Source organism: Blautia sp. CAG:257 (assembly GCF_000433815.1).
Classification (GTDB): domain Bacteria; phylum Bacillota; class Clostridia; order Lachnospirales; family Lachnospiraceae; genus Blautia_A; species Blautia_A caecimuris.
The window spans coordinates 68,652-75,139 of the sequence record NZ_HF999056.1 but is presented as its reverse complement, the minus strand read 5'-3'; the positions used below and the strand labels follow the sequence as shown (position 1 = coordinate 75,139).

The following is a 6,488-nucleotide window of genomic DNA, read 5'->3' as shown; positions in this document are numbered from 1 at the left end:
GCTATCAGGGACTGACAGGATCAGATTAAAATATCGGACAGGGATCAGATGCCATGGAGAACTCCGCTCGGAGACACATCCATGGCTCTTTTCATATCAGAGGGAGGAAAGATATGCAAAATAAAAGAAAAGCATTCCTGGCAGTTCTTACAATGACGCTTCTGGGAATTCTGGCAAGTCCGCTGTCTGTATTTGCAGCGGAAGCAGAGGAAGCCGCACAGCCGGCTCTCTATGCTACATTCTGGGCGCTTGTACCACCTGTAGTGGCCATTGCGCTGGCGCTGATCACTAAGGAGGTATACAGCTCTCTGTTTCTGGGAATCCTGGTGGGAGGACTTCTCTATTCCGGATTTTCTTTTGAGGGAACTGTAACCCATATTTTTCAGGGAGGAATCATCAGTGTTCTGTCTGACAGCTATAATGTGGGAATTCTTATTTTCCTTGTGATTCTTGGAGCCATGGTGTGCATGATGAACAAGGCAGGCGGATCGGCAGCGTTTGGACGATGGGCCGGCAAACGGATCAAAACGAGAGTGGGAGCAGAGCTTGCTACTATTGTTCTGGGAGTTCTGATTTTTATTGACGATTATTTTAACTGTCTGACCGTTGGAAGCGTTATGCGTCCGGTAACGGATAAGCACCACGTATCCAGAGCAAAGCTTGCTTATCTGATCGACGCAACTGCAGCTCCGGTGTGTATTATCGCACCGATTTCATCATGGGCGGCGGCAGTCAGCGGATTTGTAGAAGGCGAGGACGGGCTTTCTATTTTTGTCAGAGCAATTCCATACAACTTTTATGCTCTGCTTACTATTGTGATGATGGTAGGTATGGTGCTGATAAAAACAGAATTTGGAAGTATGAGAGTTCATGAGGTCAATGCTCTGAAGGGAGACCTTTATACAACAGAGGGACGTCCTTATGCGGATGCAGAAAAGGAAGGCAGAGTAAACCCAAGGGGAAGAGTGATCGATCTTGTGATTCCGATCGTGTGCCTTGTGATCTGCTGTGTGATCGGTATGATCTATACAGGAGGATTTTTCAGCGGAACAGATTTTGTCACTGCGTTTTCTCAGAGCGATGCATCTGTAGGTCTGACTCTGGGAAGCTCATTTGCTCTGGTTCTTACAGTAGTTTTTTATATGGTGCGCAAAGTTCTTTCTTTTAAGGATTGTATGGATTCTATTCCGGAGGGATTTAAGGCAATGGTTCCTGCAATTCTGATCCTGGTCTTTGCCTGGTCTTTAAAATCCATGACAGACAGTCTTGGAGCAGCAGCATTTGTAGAAAACGCAATGCGCTCTGCGGCAGGCGGGCTGATGAACATCCTTCCGGCAATTATCTTCCTGGTTGGCTGTGGCCTGGCTTTTGCAACAGGAACCTCATGGGGAACCTTTGGAATTCTCATTCCTATTGTGGTAGCTGTGTTTGAGGGCTCTGATCCGGAGCTTATGATCATTTCCATTTCTGCATGTATGGCAGGAGCGGTATGCGGAGACCACTGCTCGCCGATCTCAGATACAACGATCATGGCATCTGCAGGAGCTCAGTGCGATCATGTAAATCATGTGTCTACTCAGCTTCCATATGCAATTCTGGCGGCTGCAGTATCCTTTGTGACCTATCTGGTGGCGGGATTTGTAAAAACAGCCTGGATTGCCCTTCCGGTGGGAATCGCGCTGATGCTGATAACTATTATGGTAATCCGCCATATGCATCCTACACTGGAGGAGCATCTGGACAATGAATCCCGTAAATAAGTGATACTTCACAGATCACTACATACAAACGATGCAGAGAACCCCGGAAAATGAAAAAGCTTTTGTGTGTATAAAGACAGGAAGAGGAGGAAGGATTTGCTATGAATGAAGATTCCTGGGACAGGCTGTTAAAAATCCGTACCTCAGGGCGGGATGATACAGGCTCAGATCAGTACAAATACCCCTATGAGCCCACGCCTTATTCGGTATTGGAAAGGCTTGGAAACAGCGGAGAGATCGGAAAGAAAAACACAGTCCTTGATTATGGCTGCGGAAAAGGAAGGGTGGATTTTTTCTTATCCTATCAGACAGGATGCAGGTCTGTTGGGATTGAATACAATGAGCGGTTTTACCAGGCGGCTCTTCGGAATCAGGAAAAAGCAGTTTCTTCCGGGAAGATATCTTTTATACAGCAGGATGCGGCAGTTTATCAGGTTCCGGCACAGGTGGACAGATGCTTTTTCTTTAATCCGTTCTGTCTGGAAATCCTTAAACAGGCAATGGCAAGAATAATGGAATCCTGGTATGAAAATCAACGGGAGATCAGGCTGTATTTTTATTATCCCTCTCAGGAATATGAGGCGTATCTTAACGGCCTGGATGAACTGCAACACCGGGAAACGATCCGGTGCATGGATCTGTTTCCGGGAAATGACCAGAGAGAAAAATTCTGATCTTTTCCACTTATCAGGGAGGCGGTACATTCGATACTGACTTTTCAGGCAAATAAAAAGTGCCCTCTGAACAGTGACAAAGGCCGGCTTTGTTCCTGGACAGGGTTAAAAAATAAAAACTGAATAGAAGCAGGTGAAAAGGGACTGGCAGATTTTGTGGTATTGACAGGTACGGTACAGAATCGGCAGTCTCTTTTTTGCTTACCGGGAAAGTGGCAGATTCTGTGCCTGCAGTCCCGGCAAATAAAAACTCTTTGTAAGTATGTAACCTTGATTAAAAGAAAGATAAAAACATACCCCGCAGGTCCCGGTAAATAAAAACTCTTTGTAAGTATGTAACCGGATGCATGAGGATATGACCGTTTATGACAGTTCAGGAGTAAGCACTTCAAGGTCTGAGAGATTCAGGAAGAACAAAGCGGATTTTTTCTACTTTTGTTTCTACAAAAGTACAATAAATAAAAAACAACAAAAAACAATCAAAAATTACACAAAAAACCTCGTTGAATCAGAGCAAAACATGTTGCTTTTTGTTGACGCACAGGGAAGGATGGCGTATAATGGCTGTATATGATACACGGCAGCCGGATTCTGTCCGGAAAAGCTGTGAGAAAGGAGAAGCGTGGAAATGTTTAATACCACAGATATTCCCAAGTCATCCAGAATTACACGACTGGTTGACCATCTGTATGAGAAAATGCCGGTGATCGAATCTGCCAGAGCGAAGCTGATTACAGAATCCTATCAGGCAACCGAAGGCAAACCAATGATTACCAGGCGTGCGGAGGCATTTGCTCATATTCTGCGTCATATTCCCATCATTATACGTGATGAGGAGCTGATCGTAGGCAGCAGTACCATTGCGCCGAGAGGCTGTCAGACTTATCCGGAATTTTCTTATCAGTGGCTGGAGGATGAACTGGATACGGTTGAAACGAGGAGCGCGGACCCGTTTTACATTGCCGAAGAGACAAAACAGGAGTTAAGAGAGGTACATAAATACTGGAAAGGGAAGACAACCAGTGAGCTGGCAACCTCCTACATGGCTCCGGAAGCAATAAAAGCCATTGAGCACAATATTTTTACGCCGGGAAATTATTTTTATAACGGTGTAGGTCATGTAACAGTAAAATATGAGGAAGTTCTTGCGATCGGATACGAAGGAATCATGGCAAAAGCCCAGGCGGAGCTGGACAGATGTCAGGTGGGTGACCACGATTATGCAAGAAGATCCCGCTTTTTAAATGCAGTGATCCTGAGCTGCCAGGCAGTGATGGAATATGCACAGCGTTATGCGGCGCTGGCAGAAAAAATGGCTGCTGAATGCAGTGATCCTGTCAGAAGAAATGAGCTTGAGGTGATTGCCCTTAACTGCAGCCACGTTCCTGCCAGAGGAGCCGGAAGCTTTTATGAGGCATGTCAGTCTTTCTGGTTTGTCCAGCAGCTTCTTCAGCTGGAATCCAGCGGTCATTCCATCTCTCCGGGGCGTTTTGACCAGTATATGTATCCTTATTATAAAAGGGATCTTGATAATGGAAATATCACCAGAGAGTTTGCGCAGGAACTGATGGACTGTATCTGGGTAAAACTGAACGATCTGAATAAATGCCGTGATGCTGCCTCAGCAGAGGGATTTGCCGGGTACAGTCTGTTTCAGAATCTGATCGCAGGCGGACAGAACAAAGACGGAGAGGATGTGACTAATGATCTTTCGATTATGTGCATTCAGGCATCCATGCATGTTCAGCTGCCGCAGCCGTCTCTTTCCGTAAGAGTATGGAACGGCACTCCGCATGAATTTCTGATCAAGGCGGCAGAGCTGACCAGAACAGGAATCGGACTTCCGGCTTATTATAATGACGAAGTAATCATTCCGGCTCTTCAGAACAGAGGACTTTCTCTTGAAGATGCCAGAGAGTATAACATTATCGGATGCGTAGAACCTCAGAAAGCCGGAAAAACAGACGGCTGGCATGATGCGGCATTCTTTAACATGTGCCGTCCTCTGGAACTGGTATTTTCCAATGGAATGGATAAGGGGGAACTGGTTGGGATTCCTACAGGTGATGTGACAAAAATGACCACCTTTGAGGAATTTTATGACGCTTATAAAAAGCAGATGGATTACTGCATTTCCCTTCTTGTAAATGCTGACAATGCCATTGATGTGGCTCACGCAGAAAGATGTCCGCTGCCGTTTTTGTCTTCCATGGTGGATGACTGCATAAAGAGAGGCCTTTCTGTGCAGGAAGGCGGCGCGGTATATAATTTTACCGGTCCTCAGGGATTTGGAATTGCCAATATGGCGGATTCTCTTTATGCGGTGCGTCAGCTTGTATACAGAGACAAAAAAGTTTCCATGGAGGAATATAAAGAAGCTCTTGTATGGAACTATGGCAAGGGCATTGACAGTCAGACGGCTGCGGATATGACCGCATCTATCCTGAAGGAAATGGAACATCAGGGCTGTACTATTGATGAAACTGCTGTGAAATCTGTACTGGAAACAGTGCTGGCCATGAAGCCGTCAGAAGATCAGAAAGCACGTTTTGAGGAAATTCATCATATGATCGATGAGGTTCCGAAGTTCGGAAATGATATCCCGGAGGTTGACTATTTCGCAAGAGATGTGGCTTATACCTATACAAGACCTCTCCAGAATTATAAGAATCCCAGAGGCGGTCAGTTCCAGGCAGGGCTTTACCCTGTTTCTGCAAATGTTCCTCTTGGTGGTCAGACAGGAGCGACGCCGGACGGACGCTACGCTCATACCCCGGTTGCAGACGGAGTATCGCCTTCGGCAGGAAAGGATGTAAACGGCCCTACTGCGGCTGCAAATTCCGTTGCCAGACTGGATCATTTTATTGTATCTAACGGAACTCTGTTTAATCAGAAATTCCATCCTTCTGCGCTGGCTGGAAGAGAGGGCCTTGAGAAATTTACCGCACTGATCCGTTCTTATTTTGATCAGAAGGGCATGCACATGCAGTTTAATGTGGTTGACAGAGATACGCTCCTGGACGCTCAGAAAAATCCTGAGAAATATAAACATCTGGTTGTCCGGGTTGCCGGCTACAGCGCACTGTTTACCACTCTGTCAAGATCTCTTCAGGATGATATTATCCGGAGAACAGAACAGGGATTCTGATCGTGGGAAGGTGTCCGGACGAAATATAACAGGAGCAGGACAATGGATCAGAATATGAGAGAGTATGAACGGAAAGGCATAATATGAGTTATTTAGATACCAGGGGCAGGATTTTTGATATTCAGAGATACTCTGTTCACGACGGGCCGGGAATCCGCACCATTGTTTTTCTCAAAGGCTGCGTCCTGCGGTGCCGCTGGTGCTGTAATCCGGAATCTCAGGAATACAGGATACAGACCATGAAGGTACTTGGAGAGGATAAGGTGATCGGGAAAGACACCACAGTGGCGGAAATGATCGCCGAGGTGGAAAAAGACAGGCCTTATTATTATCGCTCCGGGGGAGGAATGACTCTTTCCGGAGGAGAATGTCTCTGCCAGCCTGAGTTTGCCAGAGATCTTCTCAGGGCAGCGAAGGAGCGGGGCATTAATACGGCAATCGAAAGTATGGCGTGTGCGTCTTTTGAAAGCATTCAGGAGATACTGCCGTATCTGGATCTTTATCTGATGGATATCAAACATACAGATCCCGAAAAGCACAGGCAGTTTACGGGAAAACCCAATGAGCTGATGATGGAAAATGCCAGAAAGGTTGCCCTCTCAGGAAAAACAAGGCTGATCATACGGGTACCGGTGATCCCCGTCTTTAATGACACTGTGGAGGAAATCCGAGGAATTGCCGCTTTTGCAGATTCTCTTCCCGGAGTGAAAGAACTTCATCTTCTGCCTTATCACAGACTGGGGCAGGATAAATATGAAGGGTTGGGAAGAGCGTATCTAATGGATGGGATACTGCCTCCTGACGGAGAAAAAATGAAAACCCTGAAGCGGGCTGCAGAAAGTATCACTTCCCTGCATGTTCAGATCGGCGGATAAAAGATCGGCATTATAACGGATGATAACAGAA

At 46.3% G+C, this 6,488-nt stretch carries 4 protein-coding genes; all 4 read left to right on the top strand.

Features of this window, described 5'->3' with window-relative positions; all coding sequences use genetic code 11:
• Nucleotides 1-152 precede the first annotated feature (152 nt).
• The 4 genes from QVP40_RS07610 to QVP40_RS07595 all read left to right on the top strand — a co-directional run bounded on the left by QVP40_RS07610 (nucleotide 153) and on the right by QVP40_RS07595 (nucleotide 6,457).
• A complete protein-coding gene (locus QVP40_RS07610) occupies nucleotides 153-1,760 on the top strand; it encodes a Na+/H+ antiporter NhaC family protein (RefSeq protein ID WP_243270974.1) in 1,608 nt (535 codons plus the stop codon).
• Between the two features lie 101 nt (nucleotides 1,761-1,861).
• A complete protein-coding gene (locus tag QVP40_RS07605) occupies nucleotides 1,862-2,434 on the top strand; it encodes an SAM-dependent methyltransferase (protein ID WP_022067872.1) in 573 nt (190 codons plus the stop codon).
• Between the two features lie 628 nt (nucleotides 2,435-3,062).
• Nucleotides 3,063-5,582, top strand: coding sequence for a glycyl radical protein (locus QVP40_RS07600; protein ID WP_022067871.1), 2,520 nt, complete (start codon nucleotides 3,063-3,065; stop codon nucleotides 5,580-5,582).
• Between the two features lie 83 nt (nucleotides 5,583-5,665).
• On the top strand, nucleotides 5,666-6,457 hold the full coding sequence (locus QVP40_RS07595) for a glycyl-radical enzyme activating protein (RefSeq protein ID WP_022067870.1): 792 nt from the start codon (nucleotides 5,666-5,668) through the stop codon (nucleotides 6,455-6,457).
• Nucleotides 6,458-6,488 lie beyond the last annotated feature (31 nt).

Coding starts and splice junctions, on each gene's coding strand:
- QVP40_RS07600 (WP_022067871.1), top strand. CDS start 3,063: ATGTTTAATACCACAGATATTCCCAAGTCATCCAGAATTACACGACTG.
- QVP40_RS07605 (WP_022067872.1), top strand. CDS start 1,862: ATGAATGAAGATTCCTGGGACAGGCTGTTAAAAATCCGTACCTCAGGG.
- QVP40_RS07610 (WP_243270974.1), top strand. CDS start 153: ATGACGCTTCTGGGAATTCTGGCAAGTCCGCTGTCTGTATTTGCAGCG.
- QVP40_RS07595 (WP_022067870.1), top strand. CDS start 5,666: ATGAGTTATTTAGATACCAGGGGCAGGATTTTTGATATTCAGAGATAC.